Below are 17,360 nucleotides of genomic sequence, written 5' to 3' on the forward strand. Positions count from 1 at the left end.
GCACCAACACAGCGGTCCGAGCATGCCTACCGAGCGGCAACCACACGCCTCACCAGGGAAAACGTGACCCTACCTTCGATTTGGGAATCGCTTCTAAGGCTTTGTGACGCCAACACAAAATCGGCCAGGGCGATTCTCCATAGCCCCCACTGGCGTACTCTCCCCGGTGAGAGTACGCCAGTGGGGAACGGCGTCTACTTCAAATCACCACATCAAGCACGGTCGAGCCGCTTGCTGACGCCAGCAGTTTCAGGCGAACCGTCGTCCAACAGAATCTGTTGTGCCACAGGTTTGAGCGCCGCAGGACCCGTACGGCGAACGGCTTCAAGGCAATCGCGCCAGCAGCCTCTACTCAACGCCTCGATGGCGAATCGACCTCCAGCTCGCCATCCCACTCTCGCCGCCAAGGCCGTCGAAGCCTACGTCGAACGCGCCGAACCCATGCCGAACGGTGGAGCGACCACGCACCCGTCACGGCGGCGTACGACCTGGAGAGCTGACACACAGGGCGGCAGGCCCGGGTGTGCTGCGTGCGCCGCACATCCGGGCCACCTCCCAGCAGCAGGTCCGCCCCGCACATGCGGGAACCAGCCAGAGTGAACGAGCAGGATTCGCAGCGGGTACAACCCCTCCCCGCGAGCGCGGAGTACTTCGCTACAGCTCGGGGTCTTGATACTGACTGACTGACTGAGGCGGCGCCCGGAGGCCCGAGGTGTGGTGATCACGATTCGGTTCCGGTGCCCATGCAGCCACGCGGCGGCTGGAAGGCTGACCGGCATGGACGCAACCACCACCACGTCGCCTAGGCCCGCCGCCGAGCCGCCTCCCCCGACCACCGAGAAGCCGGCCGGACCGAGTGTAGGGGTGCCGCGGTGGCTGTTCACCGGCGTAGCCGGCCTCGTCCTGGGCGCAGGGGCAGTCGGCGTCGCGTGGGCGCTCTCCTCTGACGGCCCAGCCGGTTCGACCACGGCGGCAAGGACGACCACTCAGCCGGGCGGACGCGAGGCGTTTACTCTGAACGGGAGGATGACGCTCACGAGCGGTGCGACGAGCAGCGCATCCGGATGCTCAGGCCGCGCGGGTACAACGACATCGCAATGGGCACCTCGGTAACGGTGTACAACGAAAGCGGCAAGGTTCTCGCCAAGGGCGAGCTCGGCACCGGAAAACTGAAAGGCCTGGACGGGTGCGTCTTTCCGGTCGAGGTAATCGCGGTGCCTCTGGGGCCTCAGTTCTACCAAGTCGAGGTCAGCCATCAAGGGAAGATCACCCTGCCGAAGGTCGAGGCACAGGCGGGTCTGCTGGACGTCTCACTCGGTTGAGTTGTCGGGTCAGCTGCTGTCGGCATCGCGGACACGTTCCGCCCACGCGCTCTACCGGTGCAGGCGTCCTCCGCTCACCACGAGGCCGAGCAGGTCGTCGTAGCACAACTGGAAGTCGCCAAGGACCGCGTCGCCGTTCTCGTCGAGTTCGAGGGCCCGGCTGTACCGCAGCCACGGATGGTCACGCCAGCCCGGCAGCGGACCGAGCGTCTGCTCGGCAACCACGGTCAGGCAGGTGGGCAGGCGCACCGTTCCGCAGAGCACGTCGTCCAGCAGCTCGGCCGTGACCTCGCCGTTCGGGCCGAGCCTGCGGCCCGTCATCGCGTGGACGCCGTGCTCGGTGCGGCGCGCCAGGACGACCTCTACGCTTCGGTCCCCGTCGCGGACGAGTGCTTCGAACTGTCCCTCCGCCAGGCTGCCGTGGTTTCCGAAGTGGAGACCGGCGAGGGTCTGCGATCCATGTTCCCCGGCGGGGGTCAGCACGTACTCGGCAGCCTTCGCGCGACGCTCGGCCTGCCGCTTCTCCCACTCCCTCCGGGCCTGTGCCTCGGCCTCGCCCCACGCCTCCAGGATGACGGGGTCCGTGCCGTAGACCCGAGCGACCAGGTCGGGCACTTGGCCGGGGATACTCCACGTGCCCCCACCGGCCGTCACCCGCTCCACCTCGGCGGCCGTGCGCAGCAGGAGGTAGCGGCCGTAAATCCCTTCGGAGGCGCCCAGGATCTGCGGCGCACCATTCTCGGCGAGGTGGATGCCGGTGACGACAACGGTCGGCCGGGACATCAAGGAGGGGCGCCTGACGCCGTCGTGGCGGTGGAGGCGTCCGATGCGTTGAAGGAGCAGGTCCATCGGTGCGAGGTCGGTGATCAGCAGATCGGCGTCGACGTCGAAGGACTGCTCCGCGAGCTGGGTCGCGACGACGATCAGACGGTCGGGGCGCTCCGACCCTTCGGCCGGCGGTCCGAGGAGTTTCAGCACCTCCTGCGTGCGGTCCGCCTGGTGGCCCGCGTGCAAGCGGCCGTGCAGGAGTCGGACGTCGGCACCGAACTCCGCGCGGAGGGTGTCGAACGTGGTCTGGGCTCGGGCCACCGTGTTGCGAATGACCAGGACGCACCCGCCGTTGACCAAGCGCTCCTTCAGATAGTCGACCACGGCGGCATCCGCCGGCCCGGCGTCGTTCTCCGCGACCCGGGAATCGGTCCGCGTCGACGGTTCGTCGAGCACCTCGACCTGCACCTGCAGGTCATCGCGCCAGGATCGGGTGGTCTCAACCAGTAGCTCCGGGCTCCCGTCCGGTCCCCACCAGGCCGCCGTTACGCTCGGATAGCCCTGCGGCTCCGGAAGTTCGAGCACCGCCGGAGCCTCCGCCGACTGCGTTCCGGCCAGGTAGGCGGCGACCAGCCGGCGACGCTGGTCCGGCGGCAAGGCTGCCGACAGCAGCACCACCGGCACCCCGGCCTGCCCGAGCCACCACAGGCCCTCCGACAGGAACTGCGACATGTAGACGTCAGCGGTGTGGACCTCGTCGAGGATCACGACCTTTCCCACAAGGCCGGCCATCCGCAGCATCACGTGTTCGGTGCGGGTGGCGGCGTACAGCATCTGATCGACGGTGCCGATCGCGAAGGGGCTCAACAGGCCACGACGACGGCCGAGGAACCACTCGGCCGGAGCCCTGCGCTCCCCTCCCTCATAGCCCTCGAAGTAGTCGGTCCGCATTCCGAACTCGTCTTCGCCCACCGATGCGAAGGGGTCGTCGGAGTGCTGCCCCCACTCCCCCGCGCCCTCCAGCAGGCCGCGCCACTCCTTGTTGAACATCCGCTTGCCGTGCAGCAGTGTGACCTGGTCCTCCAGGCCGTCCCCGACCTCGCGCAGCCACGACCGGAGCTGGGTGAACATCGGGTCCGCCGTCGCCTGGGTCGGCATGCCCAGGAACACCCCGTCCAGGCCATACCGGGCTGCCAGCAACTCCGCCGCAGCCAGCGCGGCCTTCGTCTTCCCCTCTCCCATCGGCGCCTCGACGATCACCAGCCCCGGCCCGCCCATCCGACGCACCACGTCCAGGACCAACCCCTGGGACGGCCGGGGATCGTGACCGAAGCGGTCCCGAATCACCTCCGGGCCAGGAACTGCCATCGCTCCCCAGCCACCACGCAGTTCAAGCCTCGACCACGCTGCCTCGGCCCGCTGACGCGCCTGGGCCATCGTCACCCGCGTCAGGTCCGCCACGCCTGTGAAGTACCGCTCGTCGCTGGCGATCCAGTCCGCCATCACCACGTACCCGGACAGTTGGAGCTGCACCGCGCGACTCGGCACCAACGCCGGTTCGACGGCGGCAAGCGGCGACTCGCCCTGGTAGCCGATCTCTCGGGAGAACACCTCCACCAGTGCCGACTGCGCCAGCTTCCAGGAGGCCCCCTTCCCCTGCAGGTCTTCCTTCCGCGGACGCAGTTGCCCCAACGTGGGGAACATCCCGTGGTGGCCGGCCACGAGCGGCCACACCCAGTCGACCTGTTCCTCCGCCCAATCCGCCTCGTCGAGCACCGCCCTCAGCAGACGGCCGCCCGCCTTGTCATGCCGCCAAGCCGTTTCGTTTACCGCGTACTTGTCCCACGAGAGCCCCGCCTTCCGCACGGCGGCCTCCCCCGCGGCATCAAGACGCTGGAACGCCGGAGTGGCCTTGCCGCAGTCATGGATCCCGCACAACCAGGCAAACAGCCGCCGCCCCTTGCCCGAGCCACCTGCGATGGTGTCCAGACGCCCCCGCGTCATCTGTGGTAGGTAGTCGTCCCAGACGAACTCCGCCACCGCGGCGGTGTCCAGCATGTGCGACAGCAGAAGGTTGGCAGTCCCCCCGGCCCGCCCCGCGGACTTTCCCCACAGGGCGCCCAACCAGCCCCTGACCTCAGGCGGATACCACCGCCAACGGTCATCGACCATCGCCGCAACCTCCCATAGGAGCTCGCTCACGACCACGCTCTCCGCCACGCCCAGCCGCAGGAACACCGAGTGCGCCTCTTCGAGCCGGGCCAGCCCTTGTGTCGATTGGCCCAGCCGCAGTAGGGCCTCGCCAAGCGCCGCGCCAGCGAGGCCCTGGCAGTACGGCGCGTCCAGTTCCTGTCCGAGAGCGAGCGCCTCGCTGCCGGCGTCCACAGCGTCCTGGTCGCGGCCGACGGCCAGCAGGCAGGCGGCCAGACGGGCGAGCGTGTAGCCCTCCCACAACTGGTTCTGCTCGGATCGGTACAGCGTCAGCGCCTCGCTCAGCCGGTTGACGGCTTCGCCCGACGCTCCGGTCGCGTCCAGCAGGACACCAAGCTGGTAAAGCGTTTGGGCGAGAACGTCCGTGCGGCTCGCGGCCCGAGCGGCCTCGACTGCCGCTTGCGCACATTGGAGGCCGGATTCGGGCTGACCCGATTTCCTGTATTCGCTGGCCATGTTCGCCAGGATCCGGATTTCGATCACGGCGGTTCCTGTACTGCGACTGATCTCCAGCGCCGATTGGTACAGCAGAAGCGCCTCTTCGGACCGGCCTGCAATGCTGAGCGTGAGGGCGAGGCGATGGGACACGAGTGCCCGCATTCTGGTCACGTCCTCGGGCCACAGGAGAGCCAGGCTCTCACGATAGGCCGCTTCGGCTTCCTGGAACTCACCCGCCATCGAACACAGAATGCCCTGCACGTACCGGAGCCTCGCGAGCAGGGCGAGATCCCCCTGATGAAGCGGCACAGAGGCTGCACTGTCGAGGATCGACCTCAACCGCCGCGTCGCACCCCAGTCCTCCAAGCTCTCTGTCAGCTCGACGATGAGATCCACGGCGGGATGCGGAAGCCCGGCCCAGGAGAACGCGGCATCGAGGGCGTCAAGGGTCAGCAAGCGAGTGGAGTTGAGCCATTCCCTGATGCCGCGGCTCCCGTCCTCCAGCGCAAGGGCTGGGACGGGCGGGTCATACAGCGGCTCGGGCAGCTCGTCACCGAGGTCCAGTTCCCGCACCGCACCGCGTACGGTGGCGAGCAAGAGGTCCAGCAGCCGGTGCATTGCGGCTTTCTGTTGCTCGGCGTCACCGATGCGCTGGTTCTCCCCCTGCGCGTACAGCCGGAGCAGATCGTGCAAGCGGTAGCGTCCAGGTGTATGGGCTTCCAGCATGTTCGCTTCGACCAGGCTTTCGGCCAGGTCCTCGGCGCGGTCCTCGTCCACGCCCAGCAGCGCTGCCACCGCTGGGAGCGGCAGGTCAGGCGTGTCGATCAGAGAGAGTAGGCGGAAGGCACGCGCCTCCTCGGACGACAGCTGGTCGTACCCCAGCCCCATCGTGGTACCTACCGCCAAGCCCCCGAATTGCAGCTCGTCCAGTCGGCGTCGCTGGTCGGCCAGTCGCCGCGTCAGATCGGCGACGCTCCACCGCGGCCGACTGGCCAGCCTCGCGGCGGCGATCCGAACGGCGAGCGGCAGGAACCCGCACGCGACGACCACCTCGACGGCGGCCTCTGGCTCGGCCGTGACCCGGGCCTCCCCAACGATCGTGGTGAACAGCGCCAGAGCATCTCTGGGGGTCATTTCCTCCACGTCCCACACGGACGCACCAGCCACCCCGACCAACCGGGAACGACTGGTGACCAGGACCGCACTTCCTGAGACCCCGGGAATGAGCGGCCGCACCTGCTTGACGTCCCTGGCGTTGTCCAGCACGACGAGCATCCGCCGGTCGGCCAGCATCGAGCGGAAGAGCGCCGCACGCTGCTCGAGCGAGTCCGGAGCTTCCTGCACGCCCAACGCGTACAGGAAGTCACCCAGCACGGCCGCCGGATCGGCTGGATTCGTACCCGTGCCGCGCAGATCCGCGTAGAGCTGGCCATCCGGAAAGTCGGATCTGACGCTGTGGGCGACATGCACGGCCAGCGTGGTCTTTCCCACCCCACCGATCCCGCAGAGCACTTGCACCTGCACTGCCAGTCCGGACGCACCTCGCAACGCTTCACCCAAGTCGTCAACCATCACATCGTTCCCGGTGAAGTCCGCAACGTCCGCAGGAAGTTGTGCCGGGGGGCGCAGGGCCGACGAAGTCACCGGCCCCGTGGGGTGAGGGGCCTTTGCCGGCTCCAGGAGCGTCGGGTCGCCGGCCAGGACACGGGCATGCACGGCGGCCAGCCCGGCTCCCGGTTCAACACCGAGTTCATCGATCAGCAGCTTGCGGGTGTCGGTGTAGACACCCAGGGCCTCGGCCCGACGCCCGGCGCGGTACAGCGCGACCATCAGCAGCTCGCGCAGCCGCTCGCGCAGCGGGTGCTGGCTCACCAGCTGCGACAGCTCGGCGATGGCCTCGACACCGCCGCCCAGCTCCAGTTGGGACGTGAATCGGAGCTCGTACGCCGCGATCCGGCTCTCCCCCATCCTGTACCGCAGCATCTCGGCATGGGGACCGAACACGACCTCGAGCGCTTCACTGCCCCGCCACAGGTCGAGTGCCGCTTCCGCCGCCCGGACGGCGGCGGCGTGCTCCCCAGCCCGTTGGGCCGACCTCGCCTTGGTGAGCCGGTCCTCGAACACATGGAGATCGACGGACTCCTTCGGTAGGAGCAGGGCGTAACCGTCACTCACACTGACCAGACGAACGGCCGGCCGACGCACCTCCCGTGCGGGTTCCAGGACCGTCCGAAGCCGGGAGACGTAGGTGCGGGCCGCTGCGATGGCTTGTGGTGGCGGGCGGTCCCCCCAGACACCCTCAACGAGTTCCTGGGTGGACACCCGCTGACCGACCTGCGCTGCAAGTATGCCGAGTACGGCCCGCTGCTGCGGCGATCCAAGCGGGACTTCGATCTCCCCCAGCCAGGCCCGCACCGGCCCCAGCAGTGAGATCCGCGGCACGTCCGCGGCGGACGTACCGGACGCGGGCGCCTCGACGGGCTGGGCTGCCACGGCGGTCGAGCGTCCGATCGATTCGCCTGACGCCACCTCGACCGGCCCGACCGCCGCCCGCTCCGCCGGACGGCCCAGCCGCTCCTGCCGCAGCTCCCAGGCCTGAGCCACCTGGCCGGACCGTTCCAGGGCCTCTGCCAGTTGGTCCCGAAACCTTTTATGTCCAGGGAACTCGGCCACCAGCGCGCGGAGCCCGGGAAGCGCAGCAGTCGGCCGGTCCATCCGCAGGTCGGCGTCATTGCGCAGGGCCAGTGCCTCCAGGCGCAGCTCTTCCAGCCCGCTCCGTTCCGCCTCCAGCCTCCCGTGTGTCCGTACGCCGCTCAGTGCCGGTCCGCTCCAGCACTCCAGGGCCCGATCGAGTAGATCGGCCGCCTCCCCCGGCCGCCCGTCTGCGAGGGCCTCACGAGCGCGCGCGGTCAGTGCGCGGAATCGGATGGAGTCCACCGAGTCAGGAGCGATCTCAAGCGAGTAGCTCTCCAGCCCCACGTGTCGCTTGACGGCCAACGCCGAGTCCAAAACGCGTAGTTGAGCGCGCATTCGACTCACCAAGGAGTGCAGCTGCGCCCGGGCGCGCACCGAGGCGGACTCGCCCCAGATGTCGAGGACGAGCTGTTCAACGGCGACCGGCTGCCCAGGTGACAGCAACAGGGCAGCCAGCAGTGCCCGATATTTCGCACCCCCCGCGTTCAGGCTCGCCCCATCGGCCACCAGTGTCACCGGCCCCAGCAGTCGGGCTTCGATCGTCACCACTCCTCCGCCAACCTGCCCGAGAAGACCAGCTCACGCTGCCGTAGCAGCTTCTCCGGAACCCGCGCGTACTGCTGCTCCCAGCGCTTCAGCTCCTCGTCGAGCAGTTCCAGCGCCGGCCTGTGGGAACCCGCGAGGAACAGTGCTGTCGACAGCAGCACCACGATCCCGTCGCTGCCCGGGTGTTCCAGGTTGAGCCGCTGGAGATCAATGACGGCGTCGGCGAACGCCCCGGTCCTCATCCGGACCCGGGCAGCCCGGATCCGCACGTCCTGGCACAGGTCGACCAGTCCCCGACGGACCGCGCATACGTAGGGCGTGGGCTCCAGGTCCGCCAACGGTTCGCCCCGCCACCAGGACTGTGCCGCGATGCACATCTCCAGTGCGCCCTTGTAGTCGCGCTGGTCCTCCAGCTCCCGCCCCCTGTCGGCCCGCCGCTGGAAGACGAGGGCATCAACCGCCTCGGGGCCGACGTGCAGGGCGTAGCTCGCCTGTTCGCGCGAGTGGCCCGGATAGCCGGCCAACTCGAGTACCGGGACACCGACCGGAGTGCTCTCCCTGAGCCATCGACGCAGGTGATGAACGTGCACCTGGATCGCGTCGATCGCTGTGGCCGGTGCACCCGCTGGCCACAGCCGCTCCCGGATCACCGCGACCGGGACGGCCTGGGCGCGGGCGAGCAGCAGCAGGGCCAACAGGGCCCGGCGTTGCGGCGGCCCCAGGGCTATCGGCACGCCGTCCCGGCGGGCGGTCACCGGACCCAGCAGAAGGAATTGAAGATCTGTCGCCACCCTGGCACATTAACAGGACACTCAGAGATCGTTAAGTGCCTTTGGAGATAGGACGTTTCGCGGTTGTTTAGCTCTTGCCCGGATACTCGACTTAGACGTCGTGTGACTTGTCCAGTCCGTCGTCGCCACAGGTGAGGGCCCTCGGGGGTGGTAGCCCGAGGGACCCTTGCCTTCTTGTGCTTCCCCAGCCCTGTTGCGGGCATCGTGATGTGAGCTAGCGTCAGCCTCGTCGCACGGCCGAACGGGTCACCCCTCCTACCAAGGGGCTTCGGATCTCCACCGTCCTCCGTGTGCTGCGATATCAACCGGACTGGACACGTCGCACCAAAAAGGACAGAGCCACATGCAAGTTCAGATGTCTGCTGTGCTCACCGCCGGGGCCGTCGCCTTGGCCTTCTTCACCCTGGTGGGCTCCCTCGTGTGGATGCTCCGCAATGCGCGGCGCCCGGTGGCCATGCTGGCCGTGGTCGTCACGCTCCTCGGGACGCTGCCCACGATCCTGTACGTCTTCTCCATGATGGCCGCACCTAGGGGCGGCACCGGCTGACGTACGCGCGCTCAGCCCCGGCGCATCGCCTCTGTGGGCCCGCCGACCGCAACGGTCGACGGGCCCGCAGAGAGGCCCGCCGCACGAACCTCCTTGCCCAACCGCGGCCCGTCCAGCAGGCAATGCGCTCACCATCTCGTCCACCTGAGCCTGGATCATCGCCTCGGCCCACGACGCGTCCGGGCTGACCTGCGGCACTGGACGTCGGTGACAGCGAAGCCGACCTCCCCAAGCAGCGCGGTCAATTCGTCGAGCGTGCGCTCGCACCCACCGAGCACGACCCAGCATCTGCAGATCGGAGAGCTTCCCGGGATGGAGACCTGGGACGTCCGGGATCGCCTTGTCGATCAGGGCCAGCCGCGCGGCGCACCCCATCGCTTCGCACACCCGGCCCCGTCTATATCCCCTCCGCTGCCGTCGAGTCCGCACTCCCCCACCCGAGTCCTCCTCGCGCGCCCGGCCGAAGTCCCTCCCCTTGCACCTCGCCCGGTCGCAGGCGCCTGCCACCGTCACCGCACTGCGAGCTGTCCCGGCTGCCCCTACCTCGACCACCGGCAGCGCTCCTAGTGCGCAACCGGTACGACCGGCCGCCCGACATCGGCAACAGCGCGGCCCCATCCCTCAATCAGAAGGCTGGGGCCGCGGATAGGGATCAGGTACGCGGGCGGCCGCGGTTCTCCGCCTGGGTCAGGAGACCAAGGACGGCCCGCTCCTCCCAATGCGCGCGCCACCGGTCAGCCTGGCCGCGATCGACGAACAGCCCGCGGCCGTAGTCGGTCGAAGGGGTCAGCTCAATGGCCTCCCACCCGCCCTCGGCGGCGGCGAACCCATCAGCGATCTGGGCGAACGCCGGGCCCCGGAAGTGGCTTACGGCGGTGTCGCTGGTATCCAGCGGCACGCCGGAGAGGTCAGAGGTGAACGTCCCGGCGGCGAGACGCGACTCGAAGTAGGCGGTCTTCTTCTCCTCGATCTCCACCTGCATCACGTTGTGTACCTGGGAGCGGAGGCTCGGGGTCGTGAGGCAGGTCTTGTAAGAGAAATCGATCGTGCTGCCATCCGTCCGCACCACCTCGAACCCGGGGTATTTGCCCTTCTGCGGAGGGGCGATCCGGATACCAGCCACGCCTACGCCAATCTTCTCCTCGGCCTCGTGGTGCATGTCGAGAAGGTCCCGTACCAGGTCGAACTCCTCACCGGCCAACTCGATGCCGATCGGGTTCCCGTGCAGAATCTTGCGTACTGCGTCGCCGGCCGCCGTCTTCGTCGTGTACCGACGTCGCCCAATCCAAGTCACTGCCACCAGATCAACCTCCTGATCATCCGCACGCCACATCCAGGCGCCTCCACAACGATGGACCCGCCGAACGGCACGACGGAAGCGAATACCGCAGGTGTGATAAGGGAGTTCACGTACCCACGCCAACCGTCCGGATGTACCCCGGCCGACTCACCGCTCCTTCGACCGCATCCTGACAACGCCCACCTGCCTGTGACGGCCGGGCCTCCCCGCAGGTCAGGACCACCTCGACAGCCATATGACGGCCCTGGCCGACGATGTCGTCAGTTCCGCCTTTGCGGAGGTACCCCGAACTCCGCGGGCGAGTTCGTGAGCGGGATCGTTTCTGCTCTACCCACCTGCACGGAGGTGGCCCGCAGCAGATTGAGGCTGCCAACCGGGCTGGGATGTCCGCTCCGTCTGCACCCTGCCGGGGGCCTGGCACTGCCGCAGCAGGGTCCAGCCGGCTCGGTAATGCCGGTCAGGTGTTGGGCCGAAACGCTTTGGGTGAGGACGACGAGGGGATCGTCCTGGCAGTCGCCAACCGACCGATTCCTCGCCCCGTGACCTACCGGCCCGTCCACGCGACCGCTGCGTCCGCCCTCCTCCTACTGCCCTTGATCGGCCGTGTGCTCGTTGATGTTGGTGGTCTCGCCGGTGACGTTGCCGTTGATGATCACCTGACCGCCTGCTGTGGACGGGGCGCGGGTCCCGATGCCGCGGAGCGCGGCCACCGAGGCAAGACCCCACCAGAGGACGGCGAGTCCAGTCGCCACCTGGCGGGCCGGGCCCTCGGTGCCCCACCAGACCATGGCTGCTGTCGCCGCTCCCCACAGCACCCAGGTCAGCCGAGCCCCGAAGTTGCGGGTGGCACAGCCGATCAGGATGAGAACAGCGCCGGCGGCGAGCCAAACGACGCGGACGGCGGCGGCGGAGACGGGAAGGCCGTCAGTGTGGGCGGCCAGGTAGGCGCGCACCGGCAGGTCGGCCGCCTTCGCGAACGATGCGTAGGGCAGCTGAGGGTCGGCAACCGCGTCCAGCGGAATGAGCAGAACCAGGGCGATGAAGGCCATGAAGAGCGTGTAGAGGGCCCCGACGCCCAGCACTGCCTTGACCCACAGCGCGGTCTGCCTCCACCCACCGTCCAGGGCCTGGCCCAGTTCGGCCCGGCGTGCCGCCAACCACTCGGAGTCGGACCATTGCACGGACATCTCGCGAGCGCCCCGGAGCGTTCTCGGAGCCTGCAAGCGCGCGGCCCAGCGACCGATCCTCTCCTGCGCAATGGTCCGCAGCTCACGGTCGTTTCCTGCGGCGATGAACCCCGCACAGCAGACGATGGCGGGCAGGAGCAGCATCCACAGTGCGCCCGCCCACTTCCCGCCTGCCGTAACTGCCAGGAGCAGCGACAGAGCCGCCAGGAGGATACCGAGCAGTGCGCGGCCCAGGCACCGGGCCAGGTCCTGAGCGCTGAACCGAACTGGTTGTGCAAGGGGTTGTGCGAGGAGCCACGCGAGCAGTGGCTTTCCGACTCGCACGGTAGGTCCGGCGAGGTCGCCGCAGAGGATCAGGCCGATGACGGCGGTGAGGGTGAGCAGCGGCGGCCAGCCGGGTGGCGCGTCGTGGTGGATGGCCAGTTGGCGGCCAGCGGTGCCGACGATGATCGCGGTGCAGCCGAGGATCCGGGTCTGCAGGCGGGCGGCGGTGCGCCAGCGGGTGGCGGGGCTGGATGAGGTGCGGGCAGTGGTGGGAAGTCCCCACTCGTCTCGGGTGTGGTCGCGTCCGGCCTGGCCGTTGTCCAGGAACTGTTGGACGCTGTGGAGCATCCGGTCGACGTCCTGTTGGAACAGGGCCTCCTGCATGTTCGGGGGCAGGCCGGTGGCTCCGGTGTGGGGTCCCGGCACTGCGGCGGTCCCCTGGCGCAGCAGGGCGACCTGTTCCTCGAGTTCGTCGATTCGCAGTTGCAGGCGCTGAGCGAGTTCTCCGGCCTCGTCTCGGCTGGTCCGGGCTCGCGCGAGTTCGGCGTGGACGCCTTCGAGCTGGGCGTTGAGTTCCTCGAGCAGCGTGTCGACTTCCGGGTCGTGGCGGGCGGCGGTTTCGTCGATCTGGCGCTGGAGGTCGACGGTCAGCGCTCGGAGGGCGACCACCATCTGCTGCGCCTGGTACCGCTCGGTGATCAGCTCGTCGTTGCGGGCCTGCGCCTTGGTCAGTTCCTCCAGCGTGTGTGCGGCCTGGTCCTGCGCGGTGGCGGCCACCCGTGCGAGGGCTCCGGCTAGGGAGGTGTCGACGGTCTCGGCCGAGGGGGGCGTCGCCTGCTCGGGAACGGGAGCAGCGGTGGCTGCCTGGACGCGCCGGAGCAGCGCCTGGGCCCGGTCAAGGTTGCGTTGACGGACCAGCGGCTGCGAGAGGTAGGCCACGATCCGCTCGAGGGAAGCCCCTTCGGGTACCTGGGCGCCGCTGAAGTACGCACTGAGTTGGGTTCTACCGAAGCAGGCCGGCTTCTCCAGGTCGCGCAGGGTATAGGAGGTCCTGCCCAGCAGGTCACGCAGGAACAGGGCCAGGTCCCGGCCCTCTTCGGTCGTGGCCTGGATCTGTCCGAAGCCCCGTCCGCCCGGCCTTCTCGTCTCGCCCACTGCTCCCCCACCTCTCGCGGTGCGCCGACATGGCACCGCAAAGGATACGGATTGTCACATGCCGTGGCGCAGAGCACTCGTTTCGGGGCGGCTGGTTGTCCGCCGGTGTCCGGCCACGTCCGGCGGGGTCCGGCCATGTCCGCAGACAACCTGCGCAAACGACGGCGCGCCATGACGGACAACCCGCGCAGGGCAACGCTGGGTCTCAGCCCGCTCCCGCCTCCGAAGTGGAGTCCGCCCTTGCGTCGCCGTCCTTCCCTCCCTCTCGCCGCCCACCGCCGCCCAACCAGCGCTCCCCGACCCACGCACCTGCAACTCGCGCTGCCCCTCGCACTGGTGCCTACCGTGCCCCCCGGGCGCCCGGCGTGCGGGCGAACCCGCACCGACGGCATCCCCGCAGCCAAGGGATGCGAGCCGACTCGCCGGCCGGAGCGCAGCCGCTGCGGTGACGTCGCGCTCGACATCGAGGCCGGTCGGCTGGTCGATCTCGTCTTCTCCCCCGCCGTGGTGAGGTCGCTGCCCAGGGGGCTGGCCGCCAGGCGCTATCGCTGCCTCGCCTGCGGCCTCCCTCTAGAGCTGTGCGGCCCCCGCACCGATCCCGCCTACACCGCCCGCTTCCGCCACCTCGGCCGGTGCCCGGCACCCGCCGTGCACCGAGCCCGGGTACGAACCGCCGTCGAGGCACTGCGCACCCTCGACGGCGTCCTCCTCCCGGCCTTCGTACCGCTCCCCTCTGCCGTTCCGACGGCGACAGCGAGCAATCCGCGCGTACCCGCGCCTCGGCTTCCCGCGGCAGCCAGCCGAGTGCCGGCGGCCGCACCAGTTCCCGGGCCGCGTGCCCCGGTCCGGCCCAGCACGGTGCACCAGGGACACGATCAGCAGCCTGACCATGCCGGCGTTGAGTCGTCGGGCGGGATCCGCCGCGCAGTCCGGCGCTGGATTACCTACCTTCTGGGTTCCCGGCGCTGACGGACACACCCCGGACGTGCTCTGCCCGCTCCCCGTTCGGAGCGGGCAGAGCGCTGTGTGGTGCACGGATCCTGCCGAAACGATGCGCAGCGCAGCCGGGCGCCGCATCAGTGCTTCGGGCACGACGGCGCTGTGGGCAGGGGACGAGCTCCTGGGCACGTGCGCCGAGCCGCGGCCGAGCCTCAAGTCGATTCAGGCGGCTTGGCGGTACGCGAGGCGCGTCGCCTCGCTGCCCCGAGGTATGCGGTGAGCAAGCACCGCCGGTCGGCAGTGGTTCTCCGGTGCCGGCGTGACCGGGTTCGGCAGGCCGGCTCCTGGTTGTCACCGGGCTCAGTTGGCCGGTTGCCGGCTGATGCGATCGGCATGAGGTCGCCGACGTCAATGAGCCCGTCCCTCTGCTCACCGATCGGCGGTACTGCAGCGATGCCAGCTGTGAGGGGGACACGGGCGTGTTCGCGGACCTCGCGGTCGTCCTACGGCTCGATGGAGTGGGCCACCAGCTGCGCCATCAGGTCGAGCGCGGCCGGGGCGTGCGGGTGGCCGCGGGCGCGCTGGGCGACATCGGACGGGTGGCGCAGCTGGTGGCCGTGCCGTGCGGACGCGAGTGGGCACTCGAGCTACATGGTGTCGCCGAGCGCGAGGTCGGGTACCCCCACACCTGATCGATGGCTGCCTCGTCCAAGCCAGTCTGGACATGAACGACTGCCCTTGATCGACACCGACATCCCGCATTCAAGTTCAGTAGCCGATTCGGCGTACCTCGATGAAGTGCCCCGCGACGCCGGAAAGTGGGCCATCCTGGACAGGAGTTCGTCCCTCCAAGGAGTGCCCGTGACCAAGCAACTCACCGTTCACAACGCCACCATCCAAACGGCTGCCGTTGAGGTTAAGACGCTGACCATCAGCGGCAAACAGGTCACACTTGCGGTGTTTCGGCAGCTACAGGAGGAAGCCGTCCTTGACCCCACGGATGCCACCATTGCAGGGGAAGCATGGGGGCGAGTGAACTACCACCCGGACAAGTGCGGGGACGACAAGGAGCACATTCACGTTGTCTGGCAACGTGACGGAGAACTACGACGGGCCGCCGTCCGAGCACCAGCCTACGCTGACTACCCTCACCCCACGGCTGGACTCTACGCTGAAGCGCTCATCGCAGACGGGTTGCGGAGGCACTCATCAACGGAGCCGCGCGAGGATGGGCTTCGGGTGCTCAAGGCGTCTACCCCAGGCGGACTTGGCATTGCGTGGAGTACCCACCTCGGCGTCAGGTTCCGTGGCACCCTCCGCAAGGAGTTCCTCGATACCTACAGTCGCGGTTATAGCCATTGGTCTTCAGCACACGGGGGGACCAACACCGAAGAGGGTCTTTGGTCGCTGGTGAGAGATGCCGCAGGAGCGGGAGCAACTACCGAGAGCCTTGCCGACCAACTGCCGTCTCATGCTTATAACCAGTCATGGGAAACACTGAAGGCGCTGCCACAGCTGTTCGTCGCAGTATAACCCACGCAGTGCGCAGCCAGCCTTGATGGAAGCGCTTGCGATGTCCGCCCCACTCAGCGGAACTGCCCCGATCGAGCACCAACCGGGGCAGAATCCGCTCTTGTCCTCTCCAGCTGCGCGGAGGTGAGCCAGCGGATTTCAGCTCCGACGGTCGGTCACATGGTCTGCTCCGCCCGCGCGGAGACGGCCCATAGTGGCGGAGGTCGAACATCACGCGCGCGTCGTCCGCCCGGAGGTGACACGCTCGCACCCCCGTCGGATGGACGATGACTCAAATGCACTCCCCTTACGTGGAGATGGCTGAACGGAGTTGAAGGCGAGTAACACCAAGCCGTCCACTCGCGACACCGACGTTCTCGTCCGCCCGCCCACACAGAGGTTTCGGGTCCACAGCAAACCGGGACACCCGACCTACAGCGACCTGCCAGCGCGTTGCAGTTGCTCTACGCGTGCTTCGAGTTCGGCTGGTAGGTACCAGCCGTCGATGGTGGGTGTCATGTAGAGGCGGGCTTTGAGGCCGAGGAGAAGTTGGCGGCGCCTTTCCTGGTCGGCGTGGGTCCAGGCGTCGGCGAGGGTTTGGCCGGTCTCGACCTCGACCCAGGCGGAGGGGCGCTGTGGGAGGGCGGCGAGGCGGCGTCGTTCGTCGACGAGGATTTCGAGGGCTTCGGAGTACTCGTCGTCGCCGTCGGGGTAGTCGAACAGGTTGCGGCGCTTCTCCTCGCGCAGGTCGCGCATGGCCGCCGTGACGTGGTTGAGCTGCTCGGTGTGGTCCTCGCCGGGGATGAACCTGCGCACCGTCATCGCCAGCCCGGCCAAGCGCTCCACCAGGTCCGTGATCGCGGCTGTGACGCGCTCGCCCTTGATGGACTGGCCCTTGCAGGCGGGTTTGCCAGCCGTCTTCGCGCAGCGATAGTACTCGTAGATCTTTCCGTTCTTGGCGAGGTTCACCTGCCGGTAGAACCGGTCGCCGCAGCGGTCGCAGTGCGGCACACCCAGCCAGGGCGAAGCGCCGTTCGAGCGCTCCTTCGTGATGGACCGCTCGTCCATCGCAGCCTGGACCGCGGCCCACTCATCCTCCGTGAACAGAGGCTTGGCCATCCGGATCGGCAGGCCCTTGGCGTCGCGGGCGATCTTGCGCGCCTTCACGGAGCGGCCGGTCAGTTTCAGGCCCATCGTCGCCGGCGAGCGCAGGATCTTGCCCACGCTGGTCGGGTTCCAGTGGTTCGAGGGGGCAGTCTTGCGCTTGCTCGTATAGGTGTCGCCCTGGTTCTTGTACGCGTGGGTCGCGGGTGTGTCGAAGCCGGCGGCTTCCAGGGCCGTGGCGATCATCCACTGGCTCTGGCCTTCCAGGAGGAGCTTGCCCATGTAGCGGACGGCCTCGGAGGTGACCGGGTCCGGTTCGAGGGTGCGGCCGCCGCCGGGGCGGTCAACAATCCGGTAGCCGTACGGCGGCTGGCCGCCCGCCCAGCGGTCCGTCTTGCGCAGGTGCTTGTGGGCGGCGGTGACGCGGGCCTTGATCCGCTTGAGCTCCATCTCCGCGAAGATCGACGCGAGCATCAGGAACACCTTCGCCAGCTCGTTCCCGAACGACGACTCGCGGCCCTCCCGGTAGTCCAGGGTGATCCCGTCGTCGGTGAAGACCAGGACCTTGTGGTTCTCCTCCGC

General features: G+C 68.5%; 9 protein-coding genes and 1 pseudogene. 5 read left to right on the forward strand and 5 right to left on the reverse strand.

Features of this window, described 5'->3' with window-relative positions:
- Positions 1-364 precede the first annotated feature (364 nt).
- Positions 365-500: pseudogene (locus tag ABT048_RS40635) on the forward strand (exodeoxyribonuclease III); the annotation flags it as partial.
- A gap of 597 nt (positions 501-1,097) precedes the next feature.
- Positions 1,098-1,322: a hypothetical protein gene (locus tag ABT048_RS40640; RefSeq protein WP_350526683.1), complete on the forward strand. Its 225-nt coding sequence runs from the start codon at positions 1,098-1,100 to the stop codon at positions 1,320-1,322.
- Positions 1,323-1,373: 51 nt separating this feature from the next.
- On the opposite strand, the gene cas3 is transcribed toward ABT048_RS40640, so the two are convergent.
- Positions 1,374-7,979 (reverse strand): CRISPR-associated helicase Cas3', encoded by a 6,606-nt coding sequence (cas3, locus tag ABT048_RS40645; protein WP_350526684.1) that lies wholly within the window; start codon positions 7,977-7,979, stop codon positions 1,374-1,376.
- Positions 7,976-8,770: an AfsR/SARP family transcriptional regulator gene (locus ABT048_RS40650; protein ID WP_350526685.1), complete on the reverse strand. Its 795-nt coding sequence runs from the start codon at positions 8,768-8,770 to the stop codon at positions 7,976-7,978. The genes cas3 and ABT048_RS40650 overlap by 4 nt, the downstream gene beginning before the upstream one ends.
- Positions 8,771-9,113: 343 nt before the next feature.
- On the opposite strand from ABT048_RS40650, the gene ABT048_RS40655 reads away from it, so the two are divergent.
- Positions 9,114-9,317, forward strand: a complete 204-nt coding sequence (locus tag ABT048_RS40655) for a hypothetical protein (RefSeq protein ID WP_350526686.1) — start codon at positions 9,114-9,116, stop codon at positions 9,315-9,317.
- 652 nt (positions 9,318-9,969) lie between these two features.
- Here ABT048_RS40655 and ABT048_RS40660 read toward each other — a convergent pair.
- Both ABT048_RS40660 and ABT048_RS40665 read right to left on the reverse strand, forming a co-directional pair.
- Entirely contained in the window at positions 9,970-10,617 is a 648-nt protein-coding gene (locus ABT048_RS40660) for a DCL family protein (RefSeq protein ID WP_350526687.1), read from the reverse strand.
- Between the two features lie 584 nt (positions 10,618-11,201).
- Entirely contained in the window at positions 11,202-13,223 is a 2,022-nt protein-coding gene (locus ABT048_RS40665; RefSeq protein ID WP_350526688.1) for a hypothetical protein, read from the reverse strand.
- Positions 13,224-14,641: 1,418 nt separating this feature from the next.
- On the opposite strand from ABT048_RS40665, the gene ABT048_RS40670 reads away from it, so the two are divergent.
- Together ABT048_RS40670 and ABT048_RS40675 are read left to right on the forward strand one after the other, a co-directional pair.
- Entirely contained in the window at positions 14,642-14,854 is a 213-nt protein-coding gene (locus tag ABT048_RS40670) for a hypothetical protein (protein ID WP_350526689.1), read from the forward strand.
- A gap of 169 nt (positions 14,855-15,023) precedes the next feature.
- Positions 15,024-15,695 carry a hypothetical protein gene (locus ABT048_RS40675; protein WP_350526690.1) on the forward strand — a complete coding sequence of 224 codons (672 nt, stop codon included), beginning with the start codon at positions 15,024-15,026 and terminating at the stop codon, positions 15,693-15,695.
- A 411-nt stretch (positions 15,696-16,106) separates the two neighbouring features.
- Here ABT048_RS40675 and ABT048_RS40680 read toward each other — a convergent pair.
- On the reverse strand, positions 16,107-17,360 hold a 1,254-nt coding region (locus tag ABT048_RS40680), incomplete at its 5' end, for a recombinase family protein (protein WP_350526691.1).

The sequence above is a fragment of the Kitasatospora sp. NPDC096140 genome (genome assembly GCF_040303045.1).
In the GTDB taxonomy this organism is placed as follows: Bacteria; Actinomycetota; Actinomycetes; order Streptomycetales; family Streptomycetaceae; genus Kitasatospora.